This is a genomic window from Pseudomonas sp. F9001 (assembly GCF_013385435.1).
In the GTDB taxonomy this organism is placed as follows: domain Bacteria; phylum Pseudomonadota; class Gammaproteobacteria; order Pseudomonadales; family Pseudomonadaceae; genus Aquipseudomonas.
The window spans coordinates 109,835-133,651 of the sequence record NZ_JACAPX010000011.1 but is presented as its reverse complement, the minus strand read 5'-3'; the positions used below and the strand labels follow the sequence as shown (position 1 = coordinate 133,651).

General features: G+C 62.2%; 26 protein-coding genes and 1 pseudogene. 18 read left to right on the top strand and 9 right to left on the bottom strand.

What is annotated here, in order from left to right; translation table 11 throughout:
- The 3 genes from HX818_RS09375 (at position 1) to HX818_RS09365 (ending at position 1,684) form a co-directional block, all read left to right on the top strand.
- A complete protein-coding gene (locus HX818_RS09375) occupies positions 1 to 432 on the top strand; it encodes an AraC family transcriptional regulator (protein ID WP_023658747.1) in 432 nt (143 codons plus the stop codon).
- A gap of 83 nt (positions 433 to 515) precedes the next feature.
- Positions 516 to 1,238, top strand: a complete 723-nt coding sequence (locus HX818_RS09370; protein ID WP_177019913.1) for a pirin family protein — start codon at positions 516 to 518, stop codon at positions 1,236 to 1,238.
- A gap of 137 nt (positions 1,239 to 1,375) precedes the next feature.
- Complete coding sequence (locus HX818_RS09365) at positions 1,376 to 1,684, top strand: hypothetical protein (protein ID WP_177019912.1); 309 nt, start codon at positions 1,376 to 1,378, stop codon at positions 1,682 to 1,684.
- Positions 1,685 to 1,920: 236 nt separating this feature from the next.
- Here HX818_RS09365 and HX818_RS09360 read toward each other — a convergent pair whose 3' ends face one another.
- A complete protein-coding gene (locus tag HX818_RS09360; RefSeq protein WP_177019911.1) occupies positions 1,921 to 2,919 on the bottom strand; it encodes a quinone oxidoreductase in 999 nt (332 codons plus the stop codon).
- Positions 2,920 to 3,021: 102 nt separating this feature from the next.
- Here HX818_RS09360 and HX818_RS09355 point away from each other — a divergent pair, with 102 nt between their 5' ends.
- On the top strand, positions 3,022 to 3,894 hold the full coding sequence (locus HX818_RS09355) for a LysR family transcriptional regulator (RefSeq protein WP_177019910.1): 873 nt from the start codon (positions 3,022 to 3,024) through the stop codon (positions 3,892 to 3,894).
- On the opposite strand, the gene HX818_RS09350 is transcribed toward HX818_RS09355, so the two are convergent.
- The gene (locus HX818_RS09350) at positions 3,887 to 4,849 is read right to left on the bottom strand and encodes a GlxA family transcriptional regulator (RefSeq protein WP_177020116.1); all 963 of its coding nucleotides are present in this window, start codon (positions 4,847 to 4,849) and stop codon (positions 3,887 to 3,889) included. The two genes, HX818_RS09355 and HX818_RS09350, sit on opposite strands and share 8 nt — an antisense overlap.
- 106 nt (positions 4,850 to 4,955) lie before the next feature.
- On the opposite strand from HX818_RS09350, the gene HX818_RS09345 reads away from it, so the two are divergent.
- Positions 4,956 to 5,534 carry an acyl-CoA thioesterase gene (locus HX818_RS09345; RefSeq protein WP_102368798.1) on the top strand — a complete coding sequence of 193 codons (579 nt, stop codon included), beginning with the start codon at positions 4,956 to 4,958 and terminating at the stop codon, positions 5,532 to 5,534.
- Here the strand turns inward: HX818_RS09345 and HX818_RS31180 are convergent.
- Both HX818_RS31180 and HX818_RS09340 read right to left on the bottom strand, forming a co-directional pair.
- Positions 5,503 to 5,595, bottom strand: a pseudogene (locus tag HX818_RS31180) (cupin domain-containing protein); the annotation flags it as partial. The gene HX818_RS09345 and the pseudogene HX818_RS31180 overlap by 32 nt on opposite strands.
- Positions 5,596 to 5,645: 50 nt before the next feature.
- On the bottom strand, positions 5,646 to 6,539 hold the full coding sequence (locus HX818_RS09340) for a LysR family transcriptional regulator (protein ID WP_177019909.1): 894 nt from the start codon (positions 6,537 to 6,539) through the stop codon (positions 5,646 to 5,648).
- Between the two features lie 117 nt (positions 6,540 to 6,656).
- Between HX818_RS09340 and HX818_RS09335 the strand changes: the two genes are divergently transcribed.
- Positions 6,657 to 7,097, top strand: a complete 441-nt coding sequence (locus tag HX818_RS09335) for a GFA family protein (RefSeq protein WP_177019908.1) — start codon at positions 6,657 to 6,659, stop codon at positions 7,095 to 7,097.
- 101 nt (positions 7,098 to 7,198) lie between these two features.
- On the opposite strand, the gene HX818_RS09330 is transcribed toward HX818_RS09335, so the two are convergent.
- Positions 7,199 to 7,804, bottom strand: a complete 606-nt coding sequence (locus HX818_RS09330; protein WP_177019907.1) for a histidine phosphatase family protein — start codon at positions 7,802 to 7,804, stop codon at positions 7,199 to 7,201.
- A 138-nt stretch (positions 7,805 to 7,942) separates the two neighbouring features.
- On the opposite strand from HX818_RS09330, the gene HX818_RS09325 reads away from it, so the two are divergent.
- The gene (locus HX818_RS09325; protein ID WP_177019906.1) at positions 7,943 to 8,896 is read left to right on the top strand and encodes an aliphatic sulfonate ABC transporter substrate-binding protein; all 954 of its coding nucleotides are present in this window, start codon (positions 7,943 to 7,945) and stop codon (positions 8,894 to 8,896) included.
- A 140-nt stretch (positions 8,897 to 9,036) separates the two neighbouring features.
- On the opposite strand, the gene HX818_RS09320 is transcribed toward HX818_RS09325, so the two are convergent.
- Both HX818_RS09320 and rpiB read right to left on the bottom strand, forming a co-directional pair.
- Positions 9,037 to 10,017 (bottom strand): sugar-binding transcriptional regulator, encoded by a 981-nt coding sequence (locus HX818_RS09320; protein ID WP_003215718.1) that lies wholly within the window; start codon positions 10,015 to 10,017, stop codon positions 9,037 to 9,039.
- A 63-nt stretch (positions 10,018 to 10,080) separates the two neighbouring features.
- Complete coding sequence (gene rpiB / locus HX818_RS09315; RefSeq protein WP_003215716.1) at positions 10,081 to 10,542, bottom strand: ribose 5-phosphate isomerase B; 462 nt, start codon at positions 10,540 to 10,542, stop codon at positions 10,081 to 10,083.
- 284 nt (positions 10,543 to 10,826) lie between these two features.
- Between rpiB and HX818_RS09310 the strand changes: the two genes are divergently transcribed.
- The 7 genes from HX818_RS09310 to dhaL all read left to right on the top strand — a co-directional run bounded on the left by HX818_RS09310 (position 10,827) and on the right by dhaL (position 18,228).
- Positions 10,827 to 12,314 carry a sugar ABC transporter ATP-binding protein gene (locus HX818_RS09310; RefSeq protein WP_003215714.1) on the top strand — a complete coding sequence of 496 codons (1,488 nt, stop codon included), beginning with the start codon at positions 10,827 to 10,829 and terminating at the stop codon, positions 12,312 to 12,314.
- Positions 12,311 to 13,300, top strand: a complete 990-nt coding sequence (locus HX818_RS09305) for an ABC transporter permease (protein WP_177019905.1) — start codon at positions 12,311 to 12,313, stop codon at positions 13,298 to 13,300. The genes HX818_RS09310 and HX818_RS09305 overlap by 4 nt, the downstream gene beginning before the upstream one ends.
- A gap of 39 nt (positions 13,301 to 13,339) precedes the next feature.
- Positions 13,340 to 14,347, top strand: a complete 1,008-nt coding sequence (locus HX818_RS09300) for a substrate-binding domain-containing protein (protein ID WP_003215690.1) — start codon at positions 13,340 to 13,342, stop codon at positions 14,345 to 14,347.
- Positions 14,348 to 14,498: 151 nt separating this feature from the next.
- Positions 14,499 to 15,254, top strand: coding sequence for an SDR family oxidoreductase (locus HX818_RS09295; RefSeq protein WP_177019904.1), 756 nt, complete (start codon positions 14,499 to 14,501; stop codon positions 15,252 to 15,254).
- Between the two features lie 28 nt (positions 15,255 to 15,282).
- Positions 15,283 to 16,398: an alcohol dehydrogenase catalytic domain-containing protein gene (locus tag HX818_RS09290; protein WP_177019903.1), complete on the top strand. Its 1,116-nt coding sequence runs from the start codon at positions 15,283 to 15,285 to the stop codon at positions 16,396 to 16,398.
- A 180-nt stretch (positions 16,399 to 16,578) separates the two neighbouring features.
- Positions 16,579 to 17,580 (top strand): dihydroxyacetone kinase subunit DhaK, encoded by a 1,002-nt coding sequence (locus tag HX818_RS09285; RefSeq protein WP_003215684.1) that lies wholly within the window; start codon positions 16,579 to 16,581, stop codon positions 17,578 to 17,580.
- 3 nt (positions 17,581 to 17,583) lie between these two features.
- The gene (gene dhaL, locus HX818_RS09280) at positions 17,584 to 18,228 is read left to right on the top strand and encodes a dihydroxyacetone kinase subunit DhaL (protein ID WP_177019902.1); all 645 of its coding nucleotides are present in this window, start codon (positions 17,584 to 17,586) and stop codon (positions 18,226 to 18,228) included.
- Positions 18,229 to 18,339: 111 nt separating this feature from the next.
- Here the strand turns inward: dhaL and HX818_RS09275 are convergent, their stop codons facing one another.
- Complete coding sequence (locus HX818_RS09275) at positions 18,340 to 19,230, bottom strand: LysR family transcriptional regulator (protein WP_177019901.1); 891 nt, start codon at positions 19,228 to 19,230, stop codon at positions 18,340 to 18,342.
- A gap of 103 nt (positions 19,231 to 19,333) precedes the next feature.
- Here HX818_RS09275 and HX818_RS09270 point away from each other — a divergent pair, with 103 nt between their 5' ends.
- Both HX818_RS09270 and HX818_RS09265 read left to right on the top strand, forming a co-directional pair.
- On the top strand, positions 19,334 to 19,819 hold the full coding sequence (locus HX818_RS09270; protein WP_177019900.1) for a heme-binding protein: 486 nt from the start codon (positions 19,334 to 19,336) through the stop codon (positions 19,817 to 19,819).
- Entirely contained in the window at positions 19,816 to 21,345 is a 1,530-nt protein-coding gene (locus HX818_RS09265) for an MFS transporter (RefSeq protein ID WP_177019899.1), read from the top strand. Before HX818_RS09270 ends, HX818_RS09265 begins: the two co-directional genes overlap by 4 nt.
- Before the next feature lie 152 nt (positions 21,346 to 21,497).
- On the opposite strand, the gene sohB is transcribed toward HX818_RS09265, so the two are convergent.
- Positions 21,498 to 22,523, bottom strand: a complete 1,026-nt coding sequence (gene sohB, locus HX818_RS09260) for a protease SohB (protein ID WP_008434663.1) — start codon at positions 22,521 to 22,523, stop codon at positions 21,498 to 21,500.
- Between the two features lie 193 nt (positions 22,524 to 22,716).
- Between sohB and HX818_RS09255 the strand changes: the two genes are divergently transcribed.
- Together HX818_RS09255 and HX818_RS09250 are read left to right on the top strand one after the other, a co-directional pair.
- Entirely contained in the window at positions 22,717 to 23,427 is a 711-nt protein-coding gene (locus HX818_RS09255; protein WP_177019898.1) for a histidine phosphatase family protein, read from the top strand.
- A 56-nt stretch (positions 23,428 to 23,483) separates the two neighbouring features.
- Entirely contained in the window at positions 23,484 to 23,798 is a 315-nt protein-coding gene (locus HX818_RS09250) for an SCP2 sterol-binding domain-containing protein (RefSeq protein WP_048730219.1), read from the top strand.
- The last annotated feature ends 19 nt before the right edge of the window (positions 23,799 to 23,817 follow it).

Here is a 23,817-nt window from a genome sequence, read left to right as displayed (position 1 = left end):
ATGGCTCAACCAGCAGCTGCAACCGGAACCCTGTGTTCAGAGCGGGAACAGAGGGTCAAGCAATTGATCCTCGCCAATCTTGCTGGCCCCCTGGAGGTGACGGAACTGGCTCGCGCCTGTGAGCTGTCCCGCAGCCATTTCTCCAGGGCCTTCAAGCGCACCACCGGTGTATCGCCCCAGGAATGGATTCGCCAGCAACGCATCAAGCAGGCCAAGGTGCTGATCACCGGCTCCGCCCTGAGCCTGACGCAGATCAGCCAGGAATGCGGGTTCTGCGACCAGGCGCACTTCTGTCACCTGTTCAGCCGCAGCGAAGGCGTGAACCCGATGGCCTGGCGCAAACTTCAGCTGCGCTACCGCCATCATCTGCGGACGGCACAGCTGGCGATCGTCAATCTAAAAGAGACAGTCATTCCGATTTCAGCTTCTTAATCAACCTATCGTTAACCAGTAATCTTCTCCTCACACCGAAGCCCTGCATCTCGCAGCCAGGCTTCCCTTGAGGAGAACACCCCATGCTGACCCTTCGCAAAGCCTCGGAACGCGGCGCCGCCAATCACGGTTGGTTGAAGTCGTTCCACACCTTCTCGTTCGCCAACTACTGGAATCCCAAGGAACAGGGTTTTTCCGACCTGCTGGTGATCAACGATGACCGGGTTGCCGCCGGCAAGGGCTTCGGCCAACACCCGCACCGCGACATGGAGATTTTCTCCTATGTGCTCGAAGGCGCCCTGGAACACAAGGACACCCTGGGCACCGGTTCGGTGATTCGCCCCGGCGACGTGCAACTGATGAGCGCCGGCAGCGGCGTGGCCCACAGCGAGTTCAACCACAGCCACACCCAGGGCGTGCACTTCCTGCAAATCTGGATCGTGCCGGATGTGGCGGGCGCCGAACCGCGCTATCAGCAGGAGCACTTCACCGAGACGCAAAAACGCGGCCGGTTGCAGTTGATCATCTCGCCGGAAGGCACCGACGGCTCCCTCGGCGTGCGCCAGGACGCGCGGGTGTATGCCGGGCTGTTCAACGGCTTTGAAACCGCCAGCCTGCCGCTGGCCCCGGAACGCTACGCCTACATCCATGTGGCGCGGGGCAGCGTTGAAGTCAACGGCCAACGCTTGCACGAAGGCGACGGTGCCCGAGTGCGCGATGAGCGGGAGATTCACCTGAGCCATGGGGAGGACGCCGAGGTGCTGGTGTTCGACCTGCGCCCTCGGGAACTGCCAGAAATGCCGTGATGAGCGACGCGATGGCCCGGGAAAACGGGCCATCGCTGGCGTCGATAGTCACCATCAGCCCAATGAAGTTCTCTTAAAAAATCTGCCGCGTAACATCGCATCCATACCAACCAACGACTTTCCCGGAGCACACCCTCATGAAACGCCAACTCTTGCTTAGCCTCGCTTTCTCGGTACTTGCTGTAAGCGCCTTTACCCAACCTGCCCTCGCTGAAGGCGGCGCGGATCGCCTGATGGACAGCCGCGTGGCTGAGGGTGGGTCTGACCGTATGCTGGAACGCCGCGTTGCTGAAGGCGGGTCTGATCGCCTGCTGGAACGTCGTGTTGCTGAAGGTGGAGCTGAACGTCTCCAGGGCAACCGTGTAGCTGAAGGTGGTGCTGACCGTCTTCAAGAAAACCGTGTGGCTGAAGGTGGTGCAGACCGCCTGATGGACAACCGCGCGTAACGACTGTGGTTCGCGGTTCACCCCCCAGCCGGCCTGATCAGCCGGCTTTTTTTCGCCTGCTAACTGAACCTCACAAGCGCCACGACCACTGTGGCGAGGGAGCTTGCTCCCGCTGGGCTGCGCAGCAGCCCCAATGAACTCACCGCGTTTCTCCAGGAAGACCCCATTGGCAGGTGTTGGGGCCGCTTCGCAGCCCAGCGGGAGCAAGCTCCCTCGCCACACAAGCTCTCTGGCCATTAGTGAAGTTCACGATCCAGCCACACCACCGCCTTGCCAATCTGCTGCCGTGCCTCAATCCTCGCGTGCACCTGCGGCACCTCTTCCAGGGCGTAATGCCCTTCGATATCCACCGTCAGCGAACCTTCAAGTATCGCCGCGAACACCGCATTGGCACGCCTCTGCACCGTAGGCCCGTCAGCCATGTGGTCGTTGAGCCGTGGGCGAGTCAGGAACAGTGAACCGGCCTCCCCCAACTCCATCGGATCGAGGTCAGTGATCGAACCGGAGACGTTGCCGTAATTGACGATCAGCCCCCGCGTACGACAGGCCTTGAAGCTTTCACGCAAGGTGGCCTTGCCCACCGAATCGAACACCACGTCCACACCCCGCCCCTGCGTTACCTGCAAGACTCGCTCGGCAAACCCGTCGTATGGCCAGGCGTGATCAGCACCGCGCTGAAGGGCAATCGCACATTTTTCAGTGCTGCTGCCGGTGGTGAATACCGTGGCACCGAGTCGCCGGGCCATTTGCACCAGCAACTGGCCGATGCTGCCGGACGCGGCATGGATCAGGCAGCTGTTGCCCGCCTGCAACCGCGCGACGTCTTCAATCAGGTAGTGAGCCGTGCAGCCCTGGAACATCGCCGCAGCCGCCTGATCGAAGCCGATCGCATTGGGAATCTGCGCCACTCGCGCGGCGGGCACGCTGGCGTATTCGGCGAACGCGCCCCATGAAATGCACCAGGCCACCCGATCACCCGGCGCCAAATGGCTCACGCCCTCGCCCACCGCCACCACCACACCCGCGCCTTCCATACCCAAGGTGCACGGCAGCCGTACCGGGTAGGTCACCGACTTGGCGTACTTGCCCTGGCGGGTGTGAACATCCATGAAATTGATCCCGGCACAGGCCACCTTGACCAGTACATGGCCGGCGGTCACCTGGGGTTTGGGCACATCAAGGCGCAGTTGAACAACTTCCGGGCCGCCGTAGGTTTCAAGGGTGAGGGCTTTCATCGCGGGACAACTCCGTTTGCAGTGGGAATGCGCCATGGTAAAAGGCGCTAATCTGTACGAGAATTCCCCAACACCTCCCACCCTCCGTGCGAAAATAACCCGATGTTCGACTGGCAGGATCTGTATTTCTTCACCGTGCTGGCGCGCACCCAATCACTGTCGGCTGCCGCCCGCGAACTGCAGGTGGAACACGCCACTGTTGGCCGGCGCGTCGATGCCCTGGAAAAAGCCCTCGGCGTCAAACTGGTGGATCGCCTGCCCCGCAGCCGGCCGCTCACCGAGGAAGGCCTGGCACTGGCGAAGCTGGCGGCCGGCATGGGCGAGATGGCCACAGAAGTGATGCGCCTGTCCCGCGTGGCCTCGATCGAAGTGGCCGGCACCGTGCGGGTCAGTTGCCCGCCGTCGATTGCCATCCACTGCATCGCGCCCCATGTCGCACGGTTCAGGGTGCAGTATCCCAAGCTGAATATCGTGTTGATGTCCTCGACGACGCTGGCCGCCCTCGACAAAGGCGAAGCCGACATTGCCCTGCGCACGGTGCGTCCCGATGAGGAAGCGCTGGTACGCAGAAAGGTCGGCGCCGTGCGTTTCGGGCTCTATGCCACGCCCGAGCTCAAGCAGTTACCCGCTGAACAGTGGACATTCATTGCCTATGACGCCACCCGCGACCACCTGCCCCAACAGGCGTGGATGCATCAGGTGCGCGGCAACCGCACGATTGCCTTCGCCGCCAGCGACCTGATCACCCAGCAAATGGCCGCCCGGTCCCAGGTGGGTGCGGTGGTGTTGCCCACGCTGGTGGGCGATCACGACGCGGCATTGGTGCGCCTGGCAACGACCACCGAAGGCCCGGTTCGCGATATCTGGCTGACGGTGTATCCGGATATGCGCCGCTCGCCTTCGGTGAAGGTGGTGATGGAGTTTCTGGTGAGCTGCATTGAAGGCGAGCCGCAGTTGCGGCGCTGCCTCAGTTGAGGGCGGGCTGGAATTTCTTGCGATAAGCCACCGGCAACACACCCACCCGTTGCTCAAATAAGCGGCGGAAGGAATTGCTGTCCTCATAGCCTACGGCGTAGGTGATGCTGTCCAGCGTCATACGGGTGGTTTCCAGCAGTAGCTTGGCCCGCTCCAAACGCAGGGTTTGCAGGTAGGCAATGGGTGTATAGCCGGTGGCCTCCTTGAAGCGCCGCTTGAAATTGCGAACGCCAAAACCAAAGCGCCGAGCCAGGTCATCGATTACAACGGCTTGTGCAAAGTGCTGCTCCAGCCAGTGTTGCACCCGCAAAATATCTCCGTCGCAGTGGTTTTTAGGCGATGACCACATCACATAGATGGATTGCTCACTGCGCACGTTGTCGATCAGTAGGTACTTGCTGCAGGTATGCGCCAACTCCGGTGTGCCGAAGCGGCGTATCAGATGCAACAGCAGGTCCATCGCGGCACTCGCCCCGCCGCTGGTGATCACCCGGTTTTCTTCACAGAGGATCTGCGTCTCCTGCAACGTCACCCCGGGGTAGCGCCGGGCAAAGAGTTCGGCAAAAGCCCAGTGAGTGGTGGCGCGCAACCCATCCAGTAGACCGTTCTCGGCAAGCATGAACGCGGCGGTGCACATTGATGCAACCACCGCGCCTTGCGCGTGCTGCTTGCGCAGCCATGCACCGTAGGCGGGAAACGCCGGCAAGGCCTCTTTCAAGGTGAACAAAAACCCCGGTATCAGCACCAGATCCGTGTGCCCTAGTTGTGCCATCGAACAATCAACCTGCAAGCACTGCCCGCCCCAAGCGTTGACGACCTGACCGTCGAGCGAGACGACGACCACTTCAAAGGGCTGCTTGCCCTCGGCAAACAGATTGGCCGCACTCAGCATCTCAAGGGCGAGCGTGGCGCTGGCAGCCGAACACCGATCGGCCAGGAGCAGGGTAATGTGCATAAAAATTCCAGATTGCGCTTTTCGCATGAAATAAGTCATTTGCGCACCTACCTTACCTGATTCCTCCGCACTACAGTGCGAGCTTCAATCACTGCTCGGCTAATTCATGAATCTCTGGTTTCGCTTACTGCTCATGCTGTTTCGGCGCCCCTGGCGCAAGCCCGTCGATGGCCTGGCCACCACCGTTGTACGGATGCGTGTCTGGCCGCTGGACCTTGACCTCAACCGGCACGTCACCAACGGCCGGTATTTCACCCTGGCCGATGTCGGGCGCATGGATTTCGTACTGCGCAGCGGCGCATTTCGCGTGGCTTTGCGCAATAAGGCGCTGCCGGTTGTCGGTGACACCTGGGGCAAGTTCCGACGGGAATTGAAGCTGTTCGAAGCGTTTGAAATCCACACCCGGATTCTGGGCTGGGATCAAAAATGGAGCGTGATGGAGCACCGCTTCGTCAGCCGGGGCCGCGTGGTCGGAGTAGTGGTGATGCGCGGGCTGTTTCGCTCGGCCAAGGGCACCCTCCCCGCCGCAGATTTTGTGCGGGAGCTGGGATTGGCCGAGGTATCACCCGCGATGCCTGAATGGCTGAGGGCGTGGACGCACAGTTGCGACACCATGAGCGCCCAGTTGCGCGAGGAGGAGCACCGTTCAGGTGTTATTGCGCGGTCGAGTACTGAGCGTCGCTGACCTGCTCCATACAGTCCACCACCTTGCCGTCGAGCATTTCGTTAATCGCGATATGGGTCATGGTGGCCGCCAGGCTTCACCCGCATTTGCGCTGTTGGTGGAAGCGTTGCGTTATCGCGGCTGAAAGAAGTCCGTCAGGGCCGCGCCCAAGCCATCGAACACCACGGCGATGCGCGGGACCTTGCGCATGTCCTGATGCATGGCGATCCACACGTCAACCTTGAAATCCACCTGCGCGGGCAACACCCGCACCAGCCCGTGACGTTGTGCCACCTGGGCTGAACACACGCCGATCCCAAGCCCCGCACGCAGAGCGGCCAACTGCGCGAGGTGATCGTCGGTGCGAATCACCGTACTGGGCGCCGAACAGTCGAAACCGCGCTCACCCAGGAATTCGATCTCCAGCAAGTTGCGGTCCGGCCCGATCAGCGGGTAGCCGTGCAATTGCGCAACGGTGTCCGGCGTGCCCTGCTCTGCCAACAGGTCGGGTGCGGCGTACAACCCTACGTGAAGGTCGCCGACCTTGCGCGCGACCACCGTGGATTCGACCGGGCGACGGATGCGTACGGCGACGTCGGCCTCTTGCCGGGCAAGTGCCTGCAGCCGATTGGATACGCTCAGTTCGATGGCCAATTGCGGATTATCACGGCGCAGGCTGCGCAACATGGGCGGCAGCACTTCAACGCCCAGCAGCTTGCCGCTGGTGAGCCGCACCGTGCCGCCGGCGAGGGCCGTGTCGGCCGAGGCTGCGCGGCTGAAGGCGTTGGCGGCAACGGCCATCGCTTCAACGTGGCTGATCAGGTCCTTGGCCGTGTCGGTGGGCAACAGCCCGGCGGGTGAGCGGATAAACAGGCTGACCCCGACGCTCTGCTCCAGGGCCTCGATCCGTCGCCGCGCGGTGGCCTGGGCAATCCCCAGCAAACGGGCCGCGCCCGACAGGCTGCCGGTGCGCAACACGGCGAGGAAGGCGCGCTGGGTTTCCCATTGGAGTTGCGGGGCGTTCATACATTTCCTGTGAGCCGCTGGGCAGTTTTGGCGGATGTTCTTTGTTCGGGGGCTGCGGCATGCTGGCGAGCATAACCGATGGGGCTTTCGCCCTCACTTTGCACAGGATCGTTTTTGATGACACTCACGGGCCAATGTCGCTGCACCCGCGTGACCTACACCCTCGATACCGACGCGCCGCTGGCGGTGTATGCCTGCCATTGCCGCCACTGCCAGACCTGGAGCGGCAGCGCGTTTGCCCTGCATGCGCTGTTGCCGGCGGATGCGCTGCGGGTTGAAGGTTCGCTGACGGAATATGCCTATGACGTTGATGGGCAGCGCTCGGAACATCGGTTGTGCGGGGTGTGCCATACGCGGATCTGCAACACCACGACGGCCGCGCCGGGGTTGGTTGTGCTGCGGGTCGGGACACTGGATGAGAGCCCGTCCGTGCAGCCGGTGGCGCATATCTGGCTGCGGCACAAGCAGCCGTGGGTAACGCTGGCGGAGGGTGTTCCGACCTGGCCGGAAAGCCCTGCGCCCCAGGCGTTTGCGCAGGCGTTGAGCGTTCCTCTGTAGACATGACTCACACCCACACTGTGGCGAGGGAGCTTGCTCCCGCTGGGTTGCGCAGCAACCCCAAAAGCATTGACCGGCCCATCCTGAAAGACCGCAGCGGCCTACCAGGGGGCGCTTCGCACCCCAACGGGAGCAAGCTCCCTCGCCACATTGGGCTCTGTGGCGATGTTGAGACTCAGCACTTCGCCATTGTGCAACTGCCAGGCGAAGAAGTCTGAGAAATCATCGCGAACCAATGCGCGAATCGCCTTGGCGACAACCCCATGGGCAACCAGCACCACCACCTGTTGCCCATGGTTCACCAGCAACTGATTCAATCCGCCCCGGATGCGCTCGACGAACTGCGAGATTGACTCACCATCCGTGGGTGCCCGCTCCCATTGCCGGGTAATATTCTGCGCCCAAAGGTCGGGATAACGCTGCGCCGCCTCCGCCTGGGTCAGTCCCTCAAACACCCCCACGCCGCGCTCACGAAACGCATCCAGCGTAGGCAGTTGCAGCCCATCATCCGCAAACACAATGGCCGCCGTTTGCTGAGCCCTGCGCAGCGGCGAGACGATGACGGCGTCGATCTGCGCCGGCAATTTTTCCCGCAACTCCCGCGCCTGCAGCACGCCCCGTTCGTTGAGATCAATGTCCAGCGAGCCCTGGTAACGCCCCTCGGCATTGGCTTGAGTTTCGCCGTGACGAACAACATACAACTGCATACCGCCCTCCTTCATCCTGACGCTGAAAGGCCGCGACCGGCGCACCCGATAAAGGCCTAAGCTAAGATCGAAAAATTATTTATCGAATGTTTTTTAGAACAATAAGCTCACCTTAATCCATTAAGAGTCGAGCACGCCATGCCCCTGTTTTCGCTCCATCGTCTTTTCATCACTGGCCTGGCCACGCTGGGCCTCTGCACCGCCCTGAACGCTCAGGCCGAGGAAACCGTACGCATCGGCTACCAGAAATCCTCGACCCTGATCACCTTGCTGAAAACCCAGGGCACCCTGGAAAAAGCCCTCAAGGCCGACGGCATCGACGTCACCTGGCACGAGTTCCCCAGTGGCCTGCCGCTGCTGGAAGCACTGAACGTCGGTAACGTGGATATCAGCGCTGACGTGGCCGACACCGTACCGATCTTCGCCCAGGCCGCCCAGGCCAAGCTCACCTACTTCGCCCAGGAAGCGCCCTCGCCTCAAGCCCAGGCGATCGTGGTGCGCAAGGACTCGCCGATTCAGCAACTGGCGGACTTGAAAGGCAAGAAAATCGCCGTGACCAAGGCCGCCGGCACTCACTATTTATTGATCGCAGCCTTGAACAAGGCGGGGCTGGCCTTCTCCGATATCGAGCCGGCGTACCTGACGCCCGCCGATGGCCGCGCTGCATTTGAAAACAACAAGGTTGATGCCTGGGTCACCTGGGAACCGTTCCTCACCAGCGTGCAGCGCCAACTGCCCACCCGCACCCTTGCGGACGGTACCGGGCTGGCCAGTTACAAGCGCTATTACCTGACGGGTACGCCCTATGCCCAGGCGCATCCCGAAGTGCTGAAGCTGGTGTACGAGCAGTTGCACCAGGCTGGCGAGTGGGTGAAGAGCCACCCGCGTGATGCCGCGAAAGTGCTGGGGCCGTTGTGGGGCAACCTGGATGTGGAGACTGTCGAGGCCGCCAATGCTCATCGCAGTTATGAGGTGCAGCCGGTGACGCTGGATCAGTTGGGGGAACAGCAGAAGATTGCGGATGCGTTCTTCAAGGCGGGGTTGTTGCCCAAGGCGGTGGATGCGCAGGATGTGCAGGTGTGGAAACCCTGAGGCAGTCAACTGTGGGAGCCGGGCTTGTCCGCGATGCAGACAACCCGGTACTCCAGTCATACCGCGGTGATGCCATCGCAGCCTCGCCAAGGCTCGACAGCTCCCACAGGTGATGTTCAGGGCCTGGACTATCGGCGGTGTCAGCTTTTACGCGTCGCGTCATCCAGCGCAAGGATGGTATGAGCATTGGTCACCGTGGTCGCCAGGGTATTGATCACTCCCGAACGCAACGCCCCCAGCGTCGCCGCCGCCTTGGTGTTTTCACTGGCAATCGCCACCACATCCGGAATCCGGAACAGCTCCTGCACCGTCAACCCGATCACCCGCCCCTGAATCGCGTTGACCGCCGGCTGGCCATGAATGTCGATGAAGTCATAACCCATCATGTCCCCCACCGTGCCGGACAACCGCGCCTGTGCAATTTCCTGGGGCGAAAACCACCCCATGCGCACCATGTTGCTGTTTTCACTCATGTCACCGATGCCGATCAACGCCATGTCCGCACGGCGGGCACGGTCAAGCGTGGAACGCACCGTATCGTTGCTGATCAACACCCCGCGCAGTTCCGGGTTGGCCACCAGCGCCGGGGCGTACAGGCTTTCACTCTCGCCACCAAACCGCAGGGCCAGGCGCCGGCAAATATGGTCGGGGTTCATGTATTCACCCGCCTTGAGCGAACCGCCAATGGCGCACACAAACGTGCAGTTGCGGGTCACCGGCAAAAATACGTTATCGGCCACCGCACCGACATTACGCCCCATGCCGACCGCGACGATCATCCCGTCGCTGAGGGTTTTGTTCAGGTAGTTGGCCACCAGGCTCGCCACCGCCGAGCGCTGGGTGTCCGGGTCGCTGTGGTCCACCGCAATCAAGGCGCGGTCCAGCTGGAAGCGCTCCACCAGCGCCTGTTCCAGCTCGTTGTTCATCGCCGGGTGCTGCAACACCCGCACCTCGACAATCCCTTCATCCCGTGCGCGTTTGAGCAGGCGGCTGACTTTTGCCCGGGACAGGTCGAAGCGCTTGGCGATGGCTTCCTGAGTGACGTTCTCAAGGTAATAGAGCATTGCCACTTCGGTCATCAGGTCGATGTCGCTGGCGATGCGCTGGGTACTGTCACTCATGGGCACGGGCTTCCGTTTCGGTGTCAAAGGCGCATTCTCCCGACTCTTGCCCCGTTCCGTCCACTACTGATGCCCGTCACGCTCGATCGCGTTGATGCGGTCGACCTTGGCCCCGGAACGCGCGGCTTCGAACTCCGACTCCAGGAACGACTTGACGATGCTCTTGGCCAGTTCCGCGCCGATCACCCGTGCACCGATGGACAGGATCTGCGCATCGTTGCTCTTGCGTGCCCGCTCCGCCGAATAGGTGTCATGGGCCTGGGCCGCACGAATCCCCAGGACTTTGTTGGCCGAGATGGCCATGCCGATGCCAGTGCCGCACACCAGCACGCCCAAGCGTTGCTCGCCGGCATTGATCGCCGTGGCCACCGCCAGGGCAATGTCCGGGTACAGCACCGGCGCCGTGGAATGGGTGCCGAAGTCCGTCACCGGGTAACCCAGCGCCTCGATATGGCGCTTCAACAGTTCTTTGAGCTCATAACCCGCTTCATCGCATCCGATAGCCACCGGGAAAGGTGTGTTCATGGCGTTTGGCTCCGCTGCCGTTTTGGGTGCTGGAGAGTGATCATATGATCACTCAGTGAAATTTAGCTCAGTCATTTCTCGGATATTCCAGTCGCCCTGTCAAGCAGGATTTAGCTGACCTTCCAGTCAAAGCCCTCTAAACCGGCGTACTTTGCGCAAATCCATCCATTTACAACTTTTCAGTGAAAGAGATTGACTGATCAGAATTTCATTTGATACACATATGCTCACAGCGAAACATGACTGTGCGACCTAATAAGAATTCACAGCACGAGGACACGCCGATGGCCACGCCATTACTGCTCCAGGCTGAACACGTCGCCAAGGCTTACGCCGGGATTCCTGCCCTGCGTGAGGGGCGCCTCTCTCTGCGGGCCGGCAGCGTCCACGCCCTGTGCGGCGGCAATGGCGCAGGCAAATCGACTTTCCTGAGCATCCTGATGGGCATCACCCAGCGTGACGCCGGGACCATCCTGCTCAACGGCTCCCCCGTTCAGTTCAACCGCCCCAGCGAAGCACTCGCGGCGGGGATCGCGATGATCACCCAGGAGCTGGAACCCATTCCCTACATGACCGTCGCCGAAAACATCTGGCTGGGCCGCGAACCGCGCCGCGCCGGCTGCATCGTCGACAGCAAGGAGCTCAACCGGCGCACTCGCGAACTGCTGGAAGGCCTGGAGTTCGACGTCGACGCCACCAGCCCCATGCATCGCCTGAGCGTGGCGCAGATCCAGCTGGTGGAGATCGCCAAGGCATTCAGCCACGACTGCCAGGTGATGATCATGGACGAGCCCACCTCGGCCATCGGCGAGCGCGAGGCCGAAACCCTGTTCAAGGCCATCCGCCGCCTCACCGCCCGTGGTGCCGGCATCATCTATGTGTCGCACCGCCTCAGTGAACTGGCGCAGATTGCCGACGACTACAGCATCTTTCGCGACGGCGCCTTCGTTGAGACCGGGCGCATGGCCGATATCGACCGCGCCCACCTGGTGCGCGGCATCGTCGGCCAGGAACTGACCCGCATCGACCACAAGGTCGGCCGCGAATGCGCCGCCGAATGCTGCCTGGACGTCGACAGCCTGAGCCGCGCCGGCGAGTTCCAGGACATCAGCCTGCAACTGCGCCAGGGCGAGATTCTCGGCATCTACGGGCTGATGGGCTCGGGCCGCAGCGAATTCCTCAACTGCATCTACGGCCTCACCACGCCGGACTCCGGCAGCGTGACCCTGCAAGGCAAACCGATGCCCATCGGCCTGCCCAAGGCAACGATCCAGGCCGGCATGTCACTGGTCACCGAAGACCGCAAGGACAGCGGCCTGGTGCTCAGCGGCAGCATCCTCTCGAACATCGCATTGTCGGCCTACAAGCAGCTGTCGAGCTGGTCGCTGATCAATGCCCGCAAGGAAAACCAACTGGCCCAGGACATGGTCAAGCGCCTGCAGATCAAGACCACTTCCCTGGACCTGCCGGTGGAATCCATGAGCGGCGGCAACCAGCAGAAAGTAGTGCTCGCCAAATGCCTGTCGACCCAGCCGATCTGCCTGCTGTGCGATGAGCCGACCCGGGGCATCGATGAAGGCGCCAAGCAGGAGATCTATCACCTGCTGGACCAGTTCGTGCGCGCCGGCGGCGCGGCGATTGTGGTGTCGTCCGAAGCCCCGGAATTGCTGCACCTGAGTGACCGTATTGCCGTGTTCAAAGGCGGAAGGCTGGTGACCATCAGCAGCGATACCGCCCTTTCCCAGGAAGCCTTGTTGAGTCTTGCCTCATGAATGCCAAATCACTTTCTACACCTGCAGCCGCCCCCGTCACGACCGCACCCCGCAGCCGCCTGCGCCTGTCCCTCGACCGCTTCGGCCTGCCGCTGGTGTTCATCCTCCTGTGCCTGGTGATGGCCTTCGCCAGCGAATACTTCATGACCTGGCGCAACTGGATGGACATCCTGCGCCAGACCTCGATCAACGGGATCCTCGCCGTGGGCATGACCTACGTGATCCTGACCAAGGGCATCGACCTGTCGGTGGGCTCGATCCTGGCGTTTGCCGGGCTGTGCAGCGCCATGGTCGCGACCCAGGGGTATGGCGTGCTGGCGGCGGTCAGCGCCGGGATGTTCGCCGGGGCGATGCTCGGAGTGGTGAACGGCTTTATGGTGGCCAACCTGTCGATCCCGCCCTTTGTCGCGACCTTGGGCATGTTGAGCATTGCCCGGGGCATGACCTTCATCTTGAACGACGGCAGCCCGATTACTGACCTGCCCGACGCCTACCTGGCGCTGGGTATTGGCAAGATCGGCCCGTTCGGTGTGCCGATCGTGATCTTCGCCGTGGTCGCGCTGATCTTCTGGATGGTGCTGCGCTACACCACCTACGGCCGCTATGTGTACGCGGTGGGTGGCAACGAGAAGAGCGCGCGCACCTCCGGGATCGGCGTGCGCAAGGTGATGTTTTCGGTGTACGTGGTCTCGGGCCTGCTCGCCGGGCTGGCCGGTGTGGTGCTGTCGGCGCGCACCACCTCTGCCCTGCCCCAGGCCGGCACCTCGTATGAGCTGGATGCGATTGCCGCCGTGGTAATCGGCGGCACCAGCCTGTCGGGCGGTACCGGCACGATTGTCGGCACGCTGTTTGGCGCATTGCTGATCGGCGTGATCAACAACGGCCTGAACCTGCTCGGCGTGTCCTCCTATTACCAGCAGGTCGCCAAGGGCCTGATCATCGTGTTCGCAGTGCTGATTGACGTGTGGCGCAAGAAGAAACGCTAGTTCTGAAAACTACCACTACAACAATAACGGAGTTCTCTCATGAAACCTGGTACGACTTTGGCCGCCGTCGCGGCACTCTCCCTGCTCGCCAGCAGTGTCACCCTGGCCGCCGATGGCAAGACCTACAAGATCGGCGCCGCCGTGTACGGGCTCAAGGGCCAGTTCATGCAGAACTGGGTGCGCGAGCTGAAGGAACACCCCGCAGTCAAGGACGGCACCGTGCAGTTGACCGTGTTCGACGGCAACTATGACGCACTGACCCAGAACAACCAGATTGAAAACATGGTGACCCAGCACTACGACGCGATCCTGTTTGTGCCGATCGACACCAAGGCCGGCGTCGGCACCGTGAAGGCCGCCATGAGCAATGACGTGGTGGTGATCGCCTCCAACACCAAGGTGGCGGACGCCAACGTGCCTTATGTTGGCAACGATGACGTGGAAGGCGGTCGCCTGCAGGCCCAGGCCATGGTCGACAAACTCAAGGGCCGCGGCAACGTGGTGATCATCCAGGGCCCGATTGGCCAGTCGGCGCAGATCGACCGCGAAAAGGGCGAGATGGAAGTACTGGGCAAGCACCCGGACATCAAGATCATCGAGAAGAAAACCGCCAACTGGGACCGCGCCCAGGCCCTGGCCCTGACCGAAGACTGGCTGAACGCACACCCCAAGGGCATCAACGGGGTGATCGCGCAGAACGACGACATGGCCCTCGGCGCGGTGCAGGCGTTGAAGTCCCATGGGCTGACGTCCAAGGATGTGCCGGTGACGTCCATCGACGGCATGCCGGATGCGATCCAGGCGGCGAAGAAAGATGAAGTGACCACCTTCCTGCAGGACGCCCAGGCCCAGTCTCAAGGCGCGCTGGATGTGGCGCTGCGGGCGCTTGCAGGCAAGGATTACAAGCCGCAGTCGGTGATCTGGGAACGTTATGGCAAGGACGTGAAATGGGGTGACGGCACCGCCAAGAACTACATCCTGCCGTGGGTGCCGGTGACCAATGCGAATGCGGATGCGCTGTATCAGCAGGTGAGCGGTACGAAGTAAGTTTTGACTTGAAACCCGGTCAAGTGTGGGAGCGGGCTTGCTCGCGAAAGCGGTGGATCATTCAACAGATGTGCCACCTGATACACCGCTTTCGCGAGCAAGCCCGCTCCCACATTGGATCTCCACCGATCTGAAAAATGGAGTCATGTTCATGTCTGGATTCTGGAATCAAGCCTTCGACCTCACCGGCCGCTGCGCCGTGATCACCGGCGGGGCCGCCGGGATCGGTCTGGCTTGTGCCAGCCTGTTGGTGGAACGTGGCGCGCGGGTGGCCCTGCTGGACCGCGACCCGGCCGTGGTCGAAGTCGCCGCCAGCCTCGGCGCCGGGAACATCGGCATCGCCGTGGACCTGCGCCAACTCGACCAGGTGCACAGCACCGTCGATTACGTATTCGATCACTTCAAACGCCTGGATTACCTGGTCAACAGCGCCGGCGTGGCCCTGCTGGACAAGGCCCTGGACGTCAGCGAAAACGCCTGGGACACCACTCTCGACATCAACCTCAAGGCCAGCTTCTTCGTGGCCCAGGCCTGCGCCAGGCACATGGTGGCCCAGGGCAGCGGGCGCATCGTCAACCTCGCCTCCCAAGCGGCAGTGATCGGCCTGGACCGTCACGTCGCCTACTGCGCCAGCAAGGCCGCCGTGGTCGGCATGACCAAGGTGCTCGCCATGGAATGGGCGCCCCACATCAACGTCAACGCCATCTCCCCGACCATCGTCGAAACCGCCCTCGGCAAAAAGGCCTGGGCGGGCGAGCTGGGGGAACGGGCCAAATTGCAGATCCCGGCGGGCCGCTTTGCCCAGCCGGAAGAAATCGCCGGGCTGGCGTTGTACCTGCTCAGCGACGCCGCACAGATGATCACCGGGGAAAACGTGGTGATCGACGGTGGCTACAGCATCCAGTAATTGATCTTTTGTCGTGAGGTTTATCGTCATGTCTACCGTTACCGAACGCACTGCCGAACAACTGTCCCCCGTCATTCCGAAAACCATGCAGGCCGTGGTCTGTCACGGCCCCGAAGACTATCGCCTGGAGACCGTCGATGTGCCGACGCCCGGCCCCGACGAGATCCTCACCAAGGTCGAGCTGTGCGGCATCTGCATGGGCGACATCAAGACCTACCGCGGCGCGCCCTCGTTCTGGGGCGACGCCGAGCAGCCGCGCTACGTGAAGCCGCCGATGATTCCCGGCCACGAGTTTGTCTGCCGCGTGGTCGCCCTCGGCCCTGGCGCGGAAAAGCGCGGGGTGAAGGTCGGCGACCGGGTGATTTCCGAACAGATCGTGCCGTGCTGGGGCTGCCGCTTCTGCAACCACGGCCAGTACTGGATGTGCCAGAAACACGACTTGTACGGCTTCCAGAACAACGTCCAGGGCGCCATGGCCCAGTACATGATCTTCACCAAGGAAGGCATCATCCACAAAGTACCGGACTCGATTGCCCCGGACGAAGCCATCCTGATCGAACCCCTGGCCTGCTCGCTGCACGCGGCGGAACGGGCGAATGTGGATTTCGACGACATCGTGGTGGTGGCCGGCGCCGGCACCCTGGGCCTGGGGATCATCGGTGCGGTGCGCATGCGCAACCCGAAAAAACTCATCGTGCTCGACATGAAACCCGAACGCGCTGCCCTCGCCCTGCGCATGGGTGCGGATGAAGTGTGGAACCCGGCTGAAGTCGACGTGATGGCGAAGATTCGCGAGATCACCGATGGCTACGGCTGCGACATCTACATCGAAGCCACCGGGCACCACAAGGCGGTGAACCAGGGCCTGGCGATGCTGCGCAAGCTGGGGCGCTTCGTGGAATTCAGCGTGTTCAACGACGAGGCCACGGTGGACTGGTCGATCATCGGTGACCGCAAGGAACTGGACGTGCTGGGCTCGCACCTCGGCCCGTACATGTACCCGCGCGCCATCGACTTTATCGGCAACCGCAAGATCGACATGCGCGACGTGGTGACCCACAAGTTTGCCCTGGAGGACTTCAAGGAAGCGTTTGCGGTGATGGAGCGCGGGGACAAGTCGCTTAAAGTCGTCCTGGAACCCTGATTGGCCCAATAACCCAAAACCCTGCGGGCGCCGGGCTTAGGCTTTTTGTGGGAGCTGGCTTGCCTGCGATGCAGACGCCTCGGTCTATCTGTGACACCGAGCCGATGCAATCGCAGGCAAGCCAGCTCCCACAAAGCCCCCGGCTCCCACACCAAGAACAAGAACACAGGAAACCGCGTTATGAATCGAGTGATAAACGATCCCGACCAGGTGGTCGAGGACATGCTGCGGGGTATTCTGGTCGCGCACCCCGAGCTGCGCCAATACGAAACCAATCCCCGGGTGATCGGCAAGGCCAAGCCGTCACCACAGGGCCGCGTGGGCATCGTGACCGGCGGCGGCTCCGGCCATGAACCGGCGTTCCTCGGCTATGTCGGCCCGGGCCTGGTGGACGCCGTGGCCGTCGGCGAAATCTTCTCCTCGCCCACCGCCAAAAGCTTCTTCGACGCCTTCCGTGCCGCCGACCACGGCGCCGGCGTGGCGTGCCTGTACGGCAACTATGCCGGCGACAACATGAACGTGAAGCTGGCGATGAAGATGGCCGCCAGCAAGGACATGCGCATCCGCACCGTGGTCGCCAACGACGACGTGGCCTCGGCGCCCAAGGCCGACATCGCCAAGCGTCGCGGCGTGGCAGGCGAGATCTTCATGTGGAAGGTCGGCGGTGCAGCCGCGGCCCAGCATTACGACCTGGACGGGGTGATTCGTGTTGCCCAGAAGGCAGTCGACAACTGCCGCTCCATCGGCATCGGCCTCACGCCCTGCACCATCGCAGCGGTGGGCAAGCCGAACTTCCAGATTCCCGACGGGCAGATGGAATTGGGCATCGGCCATCACGGCGAGCCTGGCATTGAAGTCATCCCGATCGAATCCGCCGAGGCCATGGCGGCCCGCATGCTCGCACCGATCCTCGCCGACCGCGACTTCAGCCAGGACGACAGCGTGGTGGTGCTGGTCTCGGGCCTGGGTGCGACGCCGGTGATGGAACTTTACATTTTCTACGCCGAGGTTGAACGTCAGCTGCAAGCCAGGGGCTTGAAGATTCACCGCTGCTACGTGGGCAACTACTTCACCTCCCTGGAAATGATGGGCGTGACCCTGACCTTACTGGGCCTGGACGCCGAGCTGAAATCCCTGATCGACCAACCCTGCCGTTCCATCGGCATGACCCAGGCGGACTAAACCATGAGCCAGCATTTCTCCACCCACGACGGCAGCGCCATCGTCGCCGACCTGGTGAGCGTGATCGTTGCCAACCGCGAGTACCTGAGCGAAGTCGACGGCGCCATTGGCGATGGCGACCACGGCATCAACATGGCCAAGGGGTTCGCCCATTGCGGGCGCACGATTGAAGGCCGCCAGCTGACCCTGGCCGAAGCCCTGGATGAGTTGACACTGAGCCTGATGGAAGGCATCGGCGGCTCCATGGGGCCGTTGTATGGCAGCCTGTTTATCGGCATGGCGGATGAGGTGCGCGGCAGCGAACAGATTGACGCGGCGACCTTTGCCCATTTGCTGCGGGGCGGGCTGACCTCGTTGCAGGACATCACCGAAGCCGGCGTGGGTGACAAGTGTTTGATGGACACCTTGATTCCGGCGGTGGAGGCGTTTGAACAGGCCCATGGGTCAGGAGCGTCATTCAGTGAGGCGTTGGAGGTGATGAAAAGTGCTGCTTCGCGGGGGCGGGATTCCACCAGGGATCTAGTGGCGAAGATTGGGCGTGCCAGCCGCTTGGGCGAGCGCTCGTTGGGCGTGCTGGATGCCGGGGCGGTATCGTGCTGCTTGATACTGACGCGATTGGCGGATTCGGTTCAACCGCGGTTGGTGTAGCGCCTGGTCAGGCCTCATCGCAGGCAAGCCAGCTCCCACAGTTGACCGCGTACACCCAGGCAACTCGGTCAACTGTGGGAGCTGGCTTGCCTGCGATGGCCGCGACCCGGCTTAACTTTTATCACCAAAACCAGCCGCACTCAGTTTGACCTGCTCTATATACCGCGCCACCGCCGGCGCCTTTTCAAAGCGCCGGTAAATCAGCGACAACCAGGACGACGCCTCGCTGCCTTCAATGCTGCGGTACACGACATTCGGCAAGCTCACATGCCCCACCACCGACTCCGGCACCACCGCCACGCCCTGCCCCAGTGACACCAACGCAATCACCGCCACCAACCCACCCGGCTGCGGCCCCAGTCGCGGCGCATAACCACCCTGCGCTGCCACGTGCAGCGTGCCGCTGATCTGCTCGGGCAAGATAAACGTCTCGTTCTGCAGATGCTCGCAACCGATTGCCTTCAACCCCAGCAGCCACGAATCCTGGGGCAACGCCAGCACAAACCCTTCACTGCTCAACCGCACCGCTTCGACCCCATCAGGCAAGGTCATCGGCGAACGAATGTAACCAATGTCGAAACGCCCCTCCGCCACCAGCCCCGGCAACGCCGCCATGGGGCTCTCACGCACGCTGAGGCTCACGTCCGGGCAGTCCGCGCAGAACGACTGCACCTGGCGCTGCAACAACCCCGAATACACCGCCGACGCCACATAACCCAGCTCGATATGACCGATCTCGCCACGCCCGGCGCGCTGGGCATTGCGTTGGGCAAACTCGAACTGGCGCACGGTGGCCTCTGCCTCGATCAGCAAGGCCGCGCCCGCCTCGGTCAGGCTGACCTCGCGCTGGCGGCGGATAAACAAGCGCGTACCGAGGGTGGCTTCCATGTCCTGGATCTGCCGGCTCAGGGTCGGCGGCGCGATACCCAGCTGTTCGGCAGCACGGGTGAAATTGCGTTGCCGGGCAACCGCCAGGAAGTAGCGGAAATGACGTATTTCCATCACAGGATTAGCTCAAAGGTAATGAAGTTCTGTATGGCGCCTAACAAGGACGCCACCTGCCGGGGATAAGCTCGCGGTACGTTCACAGTAGAGAGGCTTTCCCATGTTCGTCAAATCATTGGTCCTGGTGCTTGCCGGTCTTTGCACCGTGCCCGCAGCGCTGGCCGCAGAAGCCCCCGCAAGCATTGCCCACAAGGCAATCCTGAGCCTGGCAACGGCCCAGCAGATCGCCGCACACGCGCGCAAGGTCGCCGCCGACAAGGGCTGGCCCTGCGCCGTGGCCATCGTCGATGACGGTGGCTGGCCGATCCTGACGCTGCGCATGGATGGCGCTCCCGTGGTGGCCGGTATCGAGCTGGCCCAAGGCAAGGCGCGCACTTCAGCGCTCTTCAAGCGGCCGTCCGGGGACCTGGAAAACGCCATCAACAATGGCCGCCCGGCAGCCATCACCGCCGGCCTGTTGATGATGAAGGGCGCCCAGCCAATCATCCTTGAAGGCCAGGTAGTGGGCGCCATCGGCATCAGCGCAGATACTCCGGCCCACGATGACGAGATCGCCCTCGCGACGGTGGCTTCGGTGCAGCCATGAGCAAGGTCAGCCCGCGCCTGACACTGCTGACCGCCTCCGGGGTCTGTTCGCTGATCGTGCTCGACACCAACATCGTCGCCGTGACCCTGCCGAGCATCGCCCGGGACCTGGGGGCGAATTTTGCCGATATCGAATGGGTGGTCAGCGCTTATATGCTGGCCTTCGCCGCCCTGTTATTGCCGGCCGGAAGCATTGCCGACCGCTTTGGCCGCAAGAAGACCCTGGTCTGGGGCCTGGGTATTTTCATCCTCGCCTCCCTCGGCTGCGGTGCGGCGCCGAATGCGTTGTTCCTGGATATCGCTCGCGCCGTCAAAGGTGTCGGCGCAGCGCTGCTGCTGACCTCGGCCCTGGCCTCCATCGGCCATACCTTCCATGACGAAGTGGAACGCGCCAAGGCCTGGGCCTTCTGGGGCGCGTGCATGGGCGTGGCGATGACCGCCGCACCGACCCTCGGCGGGTTGATTACCCAATACCTGGGCTGGCGCTGGATTTTCTATCTGAATTTGCCGGTCGGCCTGGTGCTGATGGGACTGGTGCTGCGCGCGATTCCGGAATCCCGCGATGCCCAGGCTGCAAGGCTCGACCCTTGGGGCAGCCTGAGTTTCAGTGCCAGCCTGCTGTGCCTGATCTGGGGCTTGATCGAAGCCAACCGTATCGGCTGGGACAACCCGCTGACTTATGCGCGGCTGATGGGAGGCGCTGCGTTGCTGGGTGTTTTTGTACTCGCCGAACGCCTGCAACAGCGGCCCATGGTCGACCTGCAACTGTTCAGGCACCCGCGCTTTATCGGCGCACTGCTGGGGATGTTCGCCTACGCCGGCTGTGCCCAGGTGATGATGACGCTGCTGCCGTTCTACCTGCAAAACGGCTTGGGCTTCTCCGCGATTGCCTCCGGGCTGGGCATGTTGCCGTTTGCCTTGACCATGTTGATTTGTCCGCGGATAGGCGCCCGACTGGCTAGCCGTTTTGCCCCGGCAACGATGATGGCGACGGGGCTGGCGTTGGTGGGGTGCGGCAACCTGCTGAGTGCCTGGGCGGTCAATATCGGTGGTTATCTGCCGTTCGCCCTGGCGATTGCCGTCACGGGGGCCGGCGCGGGATTGCTCAATGGCGATACGCAGAAAAACATCATGGCCTGCGTGCCACGGGACCGCGCGGGGATGGCGTCGGGCATGAGCACCACCATGCGCTTCAGCGCGATCATGTTGGCGATCGGGGTGTATGGGGCGTTGTTGAGCAGCCATAGCGAACAGTTGCTGCACACGAGCATCGGCTCCCAGTGGCAGGAACAGGCGGCAGGGATTGCTTCACGGGTAGTGGCTGGCGATATGCCGGCGGCCATGGCGTTGCTGCCCGAGTCAGCACGGGACACGGTGCAGCCACTGGCGCGGCAGGCGTTCGTCGGCGGGTTCAGCGTGGTGCTGTGGGTGGCGGGGTTGTTGGGTTTGCTGGGGGCGCTGGTGGTGGGCTCGTTGATGCGGCACCCCATACCGGCGGTGCCTCAGGCCTCGTTACTAGCTCGGTAATGTGACCAACACAAAACCAATGTGGGAGCGGGCTTGCTCGCGAAGGCGGTGTGTCAGTCACAGATGTATTGACTGACACACCGCCTTCGCGAGCAAGTAGAATCGTCGCACCGCCGCTCCCACATTTTGATCTTCGACAGTCAGTTGAAGGGTTACCAGAAACGCTGCTGGGTCAGGCGACTCCACCAGGTCAGCAGCACCCGGTCGACCGAACCGCTGGCCGCCAGGCCCACCCGCTCCTGCAGGCTTTTACGCTCGGCATAGTGCAGGTGGAACACCTCGGCGGTCTTGGCCTTGGTCGCCAGGTATTCGTCGCTGGTTTGCAGCTGGTCCACCAGTTGCTTGTCCAGCGCCGCGACGCCCAGCCAGACTTCGCCGGTGGCCACATCATCAATCGCCAGCTGCGGGCGGTAGCGCGACACGAAGTTCTTGAACAGTTGATGGGTGATGTCCAGGTCTTCCTGGAACTTCTCGCGGCCCTTCTCGGTGTTTTCGCCAAACACGGTCAGGGTGCGTTTGTATTCACCGGCGGTCAGCACTTCGAAGTCGATGTCGTGCTTCTTCAGCAGGCGGTTGACGTTGGGCAACTGCGCCACCACGCCAATCGAGCCAAGGATGGCAAACGGTGCGCTGATGATTTTCTCGCCGATGCACGCCATCATGTAGCCGCCGCTGGCCGCGACCTTGTCGATGCACACGGTCAACGGCACGCCCGCCTCGCGGATACGCGCCAGTTGCGACGACGCCAGGCCGTAGCTGTGAACCATGCCGCCGCCGCTTTCAAGGCGCAGCACCACTTCGTCCTTGGGTGTGGCCAAGCTCAGCAGTGCCGTGATTTCATGGCGCAGGCTTTCAGTGGCCGAGGCCTTGATGTCGCCGTCGAAATCCAGCACGAACACCCGTGGCTTGGCTTCTGGCTTCTTCTTGCCCTTCTTCTTTTCGGCCTTGCCTTCAGACTTGCGCAGGGCCTTGAGCTGGTCCTTGTCGAGCAGGGTCTGCTCCAGGCGCTCACGCAAACCCTTGTAGAAGTCATTGAGCTTGCTGACCTGCAACTGGCCGGCAGCTTTGCGGCGGCCTTTGCTGCGCAGTGCGGCGAAACTGATCAGCACCACCAGGATGGCGACGACCAGGGTGACGGTTTTAGCCAGGAAAGTAGCGTACTCGGCCAGAAAATCCATGTGACTCCTTACAAGTGCAGTGCGCCAGGCGCGGATTGCCCAAGCATACCGACGCCACCGCCATGGGGCCAGTGATCAAACCGCCAGCAGCGGGCCTCTAACGACCTTTTAAAACAAGCGTATGTTTTTTCATTGACAGCTTCCCGGCATCCTCATAACCTCGCCAGACTTTCAACGTACCGGGAAAACGGACGTGGGCAGCATCTACCTGATTCGACATGGCCAGGCCTCCTTCGGTGCAGACGACTACGACGTGCTGTCGCCCATCGGTGTGCAACAGGCGCAAGTGCTTGGCCGCCACCTGGCGGAACTGGGCCTGAGCTTCGACCGCTGCGTGTCGGGCGACCTGCGCCGCCAGCAGCACACTGCTACCGCCGCCTTCGAACAATACAGCGCCCTCGGCCTGCCGGTACCCACGCTGGAAGTCGACAGCGCGTTCAACGAGTTCGACGCCGAAGCGATCATCCGCGCCCTGCTCCCGGACCTGCTGCACAGCGAACCCGAAGCCCTGCATATCCTGCGCAACGCCGCGCAAAACCGTGGCGAATTCCAGCGCATCTTTTCCCTGATCATCGAACGCTGGCTGGCCGGCACCTACGACCCGCCGGGCCTGGAAAGCTGGCTGGGATTTGTCGAACGTGTTCAGGGTGGCCTGCAACGCCTCCTCGAAGCCGCCGACAACCGTGACAAGATCGCCGTGTTCACCTCCGGCGGCACCATCACGGCCCTGCTCCACCTGATTACCCGAATGCCTGCCGCACAGGCCTTCGAACTGAACTGGCAAATTGTTAACACCTCGCTCAACCAGCTGAAATTCCGTGGTCGCGAGGTGGCACTGGCTTCCTTCAACAGCCATACCCACTTGCAACTGTTGAAGGCGCCGCAGCTCATCACTTTCCGATGAATTGCGGCCAACCGTGACCCCAAGGTCACTGGACTCACCATAAAAGGATCGAAACCATGACTGACGTAGCTAAAGCCGTAGAAGCAATGAAAGCCAAATTCAACCCAGCCGCTGCCGACGGCCTGGACCTGGTGTTCGGTTTCCGTATCGACGACACCCAGAACTTCTCGCTGGTTGTGAAAAACAACACTTGCGAACTGCTGGAAGGTGAAAACCCGGACGCCCAAGTCACCCTGGTGATGGACGGCGACACCATGAAAGGCATCGTTGACGGCTCCACCGACGGCATGCAGGCATTCATGGGCGGCAAACTGCGCACTGAAGGCGACATGATGCTGGCCATGAAATTGAGCGAGCTGTTCCCGGCCTGATCAGGGCAACCCTGGCAAG

What these genes read in the sequence shown, in the direction of transcription:
- HX818_RS09375 (WP_023658747.1), top strand. Translation starts at nt 1, where the DNA reads ATGGCTCAACCAGCAGCTGCAACCGGAACCCTGTGTTCAGAGCGGGAA.
- HX818_RS09370 (WP_177019913.1), top strand. Translation starts at nt 516, where the DNA reads ATGCTGACCCTTCGCAAAGCCTCGGAACGCGGCGCCGCCAATCACGGT.
- HX818_RS09365 (WP_177019912.1), top strand. Translation starts at nt 1,376, where the DNA reads ATGAAACGCCAACTCTTGCTTAGCCTCGCTTTCTCGGTACTTGCTGTA.
- HX818_RS09360 (WP_177019911.1), bottom strand. Translation starts at nt 2,919, where the DNA reads ATGAAAGCCCTCACCCTTGAAACCTACGGCGGCCCGGAAGTTGTTCAA.
- HX818_RS09355 (WP_177019910.1), top strand. Translation starts at nt 3,022, where the DNA reads ATGTTCGACTGGCAGGATCTGTATTTCTTCACCGTGCTGGCGCGCACC.
- HX818_RS09350 (WP_177020116.1), bottom strand. Translation starts at nt 4,849, where the DNA reads ATGCACATTACCCTGCTCCTGGCCGATCGGTGTTCGGCTGCCAGCGCC.
- HX818_RS09345 (WP_102368798.1), top strand. Translation starts at nt 4,956, where the DNA reads ATGAATCTCTGGTTTCGCTTACTGCTCATGCTGTTTCGGCGCCCCTGG.
- HX818_RS09340 (WP_177019909.1), bottom strand. Translation starts at nt 6,539, where the DNA reads ATGAACGCCCCGCAACTCCAATGGGAAACCCAGCGCGCCTTCCTCGCC.
- HX818_RS09335 (WP_177019908.1), top strand. Translation starts at nt 6,657, where the DNA reads ATGACACTCACGGGCCAATGTCGCTGCACCCGCGTGACCTACACCCTC.
- HX818_RS09330 (WP_177019907.1), bottom strand. Translation starts at nt 7,804, where the DNA reads ATGCAGTTGTATGTTGTTCGTCACGGCGAAACTCAAGCCAATGCCGAG.
- HX818_RS09325 (WP_177019906.1), top strand. Translation starts at nt 7,943, where the DNA reads ATGCCCCTGTTTTCGCTCCATCGTCTTTTCATCACTGGCCTGGCCACG.
- HX818_RS09320 (WP_003215718.1), bottom strand. Translation starts at nt 10,017, where the DNA reads ATGAGTGACAGTACCCAGCGCATCGCCAGCGACATCGACCTGATGACC.
- rpiB (WP_003215716.1), bottom strand. Translation starts at nt 10,542, where the DNA reads ATGAACACACCTTTCCCGGTGGCTATCGGATGCGATGAAGCGGGTTAT.
- HX818_RS09310 (WP_003215714.1), top strand. Translation starts at nt 10,827, where the DNA reads ATGGCCACGCCATTACTGCTCCAGGCTGAACACGTCGCCAAGGCTTAC.
- HX818_RS09305 (WP_177019905.1), top strand. Translation starts at nt 12,311, where the DNA reads ATGAATGCCAAATCACTTTCTACACCTGCAGCCGCCCCCGTCACGACC.
- HX818_RS09300 (WP_003215690.1), top strand. Translation starts at nt 13,340, where the DNA reads ATGAAACCTGGTACGACTTTGGCCGCCGTCGCGGCACTCTCCCTGCTC.
- HX818_RS09295 (WP_177019904.1), top strand. Translation starts at nt 14,499, where the DNA reads ATGTCTGGATTCTGGAATCAAGCCTTCGACCTCACCGGCCGCTGCGCC.
- HX818_RS09290 (WP_177019903.1), top strand. Translation starts at nt 15,283, where the DNA reads ATGTCTACCGTTACCGAACGCACTGCCGAACAACTGTCCCCCGTCATT.
- HX818_RS09285 (WP_003215684.1), top strand. Translation starts at nt 16,579, where the DNA reads ATGAATCGAGTGATAAACGATCCCGACCAGGTGGTCGAGGACATGCTG.
- dhaL (WP_177019902.1), top strand. Translation starts at nt 17,584, where the DNA reads ATGAGCCAGCATTTCTCCACCCACGACGGCAGCGCCATCGTCGCCGAC.
- HX818_RS09275 (WP_177019901.1), bottom strand. Translation starts at nt 19,230, where the DNA reads ATGGAAATACGTCATTTCCGCTACTTCCTGGCGGTTGCCCGGCAACGC.
- HX818_RS09270 (WP_177019900.1), top strand. Translation starts at nt 19,334, where the DNA reads ATGTTCGTCAAATCATTGGTCCTGGTGCTTGCCGGTCTTTGCACCGTG.
- HX818_RS09265 (WP_177019899.1), top strand. Translation starts at nt 19,816, where the DNA reads ATGAGCAAGGTCAGCCCGCGCCTGACACTGCTGACCGCCTCCGGGGTC.
- sohB (WP_008434663.1), bottom strand. Translation starts at nt 22,523, where the DNA reads ATGGATTTTCTGGCCGAGTACGCTACTTTCCTGGCTAAAACCGTCACC.
- HX818_RS09250 (WP_048730219.1), top strand. Translation starts at nt 23,484, where the DNA reads ATGACTGACGTAGCTAAAGCCGTAGAAGCAATGAAAGCCAAATTCAAC.